Annotated in this window: 1 protein-coding gene; it reads right to left on the bottom strand. The window is 61.3% G+C overall.

Going from position 1 to position 2,125, the window contains the following annotated elements; translation table 11 throughout:
* Positions 1–229 precede the first annotated feature (229 nt).
* Positions 230–1,708 carry a malonyl-CoA decarboxylase gene (locus AC4FAH_RS14695; RefSeq protein WP_490246325.1) on the bottom strand — a complete coding sequence of 493 codons (1,479 nt, stop codon included), beginning with the start codon at positions 1,706–1,708 and terminating at the stop codon, positions 230–232.
* Between the last annotated feature and the right edge of the window lie 417 nt (positions 1,709–2,125).

Here is a 2,125-nt window from a genome sequence, read left to right as displayed (position 1 = left end):
CGAGGAAGGTGGCATCCGGGCGCTCATCGAAGTTGCGCGCGAATTGCAGATAGAGATTGTCGTGGTTGGCGTGAGACATCATTGGCTCCAATGGCATTGTTCTTGTAGTGAGGTGTTGTCTTGTCATGAGGCGTCATTGACGCAAAGAGACGTTGGGGTCAGGCGTGCTCCGGCAGGCGGCGTGCCTGCCGGGCGACTTATTCTTCGAGCGGCTTATTCTTCAAGCGGTTCATTCCTCGAGTGATTCGGGCGCTTGCTTGCTGTCGTTGGCATCAGCAGCCGGTTTCGGCGCGGCCGGCTGTTCGGCTGTTTTGGGTGACAGGGGCGAACTGGACAGGGAATCGCTTTCCTTTTTAGTTTCGCGCTTTGGGGCCTTGGCCAGTTCCTTGTTGGCTTTCGATTCCTTCTTGACCTCGCTGCTGCATACCACGCTGTCGTTGCGGCTGAAGGCCTCGTGGTTCTGCTCGATGCGGTGCGGCTCGTAGAGGTAATTCACCATCAGGCCGTGGGCCTGCTGGCGGCCATTGGGCGAGGTGTCGCCGGGCCAGTTGAGGCGATGCAGGCTGGCGCCGTTGCCGAGGTGGAAGCGGGCGACCGGGTCCATCGGCTGGCCGCTGCGATGCTTGACGTTGACCAGATAGTGGGCGGCGAGGGCACGCAGCTCCGGCGCCATCTTCTGCTGGGCCTCCTCGTCATTCATCCAGTCATCGTGCTGCAGGTGATGGGCCAGCAGATCGGAGACTTCCAGGCCTTCCTCGTCACGTGCACGTTCGAGCCACTGACTGAAACCGGGCACCGGCGAGAGGGTGACGAAGCGGCTGAGATTGGGCAGTTCGCGTTGCAGCTCCTGCACCACCTGCTTGATCAGGAAGTTGCCGAACGAGATGCCTTTCAGGCCCTTCTGGCAATTGCTGATGCTGTAGAAGACGGCGGTGTCCGCCTCGCGCTCGGTGGTCTGGCCGCTGTTGGCGAGCAGATGCTGGATGTTGTTGGGCACGCCCTTGCACAGCGCCACCTCGACGAAGATGAGCGGCTCATCGCCGATGGCCGGGTGGAAGAAGGCGTAGCAGCGGCGGTCCTCGGGGTCGAGGCGCCCGCGCAGGTCGCTCCAGTCCTGGATGGCATGCACCGCCTCATAGCGGATGATCTTTTCCAGCACCGCCGCGGGGGTGTTCCAGTCGATGGCCTCCAGCATCAGGAAGCCGCGATTGAACCAGGAGGCGAACAGGTGCGCGAAGTCGGCATCCAGCGGCTTGAGCTCCGGATGCTGCTTGATGAGCTTGAGCAGGTCGGCGCGCATGCGCACGATTTCATAGGTGCCGCCGGGGCACAGGTTCAGACGGCGCAGCAGCGATTGGCGCCTGGGTTCGCTGGCGGCGAACAGCGTGCTCAGGTTGGCGTTGTCGGGGGATTCACGATAGGCCGCGTAGGCGGCGTGAATGCGTGCTTCATCGGCGGCGTAGTGCTCGGCCAGCACATGGAAGAAGGCGAGGCGCTGCTCGTGGTCCAACTGCTGATAATCCTCCAGCGCCCGCTGGGCCATCATGATGCGCGAGGCTTCACCGCTGCTCTCGGTGAGGTTGTGGCAGCTCTCGGTCAGGCGGGCGAGGGCAGTGTCTTCATTGCCGGCGCCAGGCGAAAGGCCGACCTGCTGGCGGGCACGCTGGCCGACATGGGTCAGCAGATCCTGCAGAAAACTCAGATTGATGTTCATGGCGGTCTTCCTCAAGGCGCGAGACGCGAAGCTGTGGTGGCTGGTTCATATCCATTGCTCAGTATGGCGTCTGAGGAATGAATATTTGGCTTCGTCTTGTTGTATACAACAGATAGGCCTCTAGTGTGTTAGCGTCAAGTCCTGGCATGCCAGACACGACTAATGTCAGTTTCCTGCGCGGCCACTTCCCCTGTTCAATGAAGGCGAGGGGACGAGGCAGCGACTGGCCTCATGGCCGGTCGGCATGTTTGTGAAGGGGTTGAGGCGTAGGTCGGCAGGATTTGGCGCCATCGTCACCGCAACAAGGCCGCAAGGTATAAGCATCAGTGCTCAGCATCAGTGCTCAGCATCAGTACAAGGACGCCGCAGATGATCAAGATGTCCCACACCCAGCGCCTTCGCGATCTGCTC

The organism is Cobetia sp., assembly GCF_983723665.1.
Note: the sequence above shows the minus strand (reverse complement) of the source record. Positions and strands in the feature narration are given on the sequence as shown.